The following is a 224-nucleotide window of genomic DNA, read 5'->3' as shown; positions in this document are numbered from 1 at the left end:
TCCCCACCTTCCTCCGGTTTGTCACCGGCAGTCTCCCCAGAGTGCCCACCATAATGTGCTGGTAACTGAGGATAAGGGTTGCGCTCGTTGCGGGACTTAACCCAACATCTCACGACACGAGCTGACGACAGCCATGCAGCACCTGTCACTGCGTTCCCGAAGGCACCCATCTATCTCTAGAAAGTTCGCAGGATGTCAAGGCCAGGTAAGGTTCTTCGCGTTGC

General features: G+C 56.2%; 1 rRNA gene. It reads right to left on the bottom strand.

The features are described from left to right. Positions 1-224 (bottom strand): 16S ribosomal RNA (locus tag CWC28_RS21720); the annotation flags it as partial.

It is taken from the genome of Pseudoalteromonas sp. S4492 (assembly GCF_005886115.1).
Lineage (GTDB): Bacteria > Pseudomonadota > Gammaproteobacteria > Enterobacterales > Alteromonadaceae > Pseudoalteromonas > Pseudoalteromonas gelatinilytica.
The sequence above is the reverse complement of the archived record's forward strand: the minus strand, read 5'-3'. Positions and strand labels throughout refer to the sequence as shown.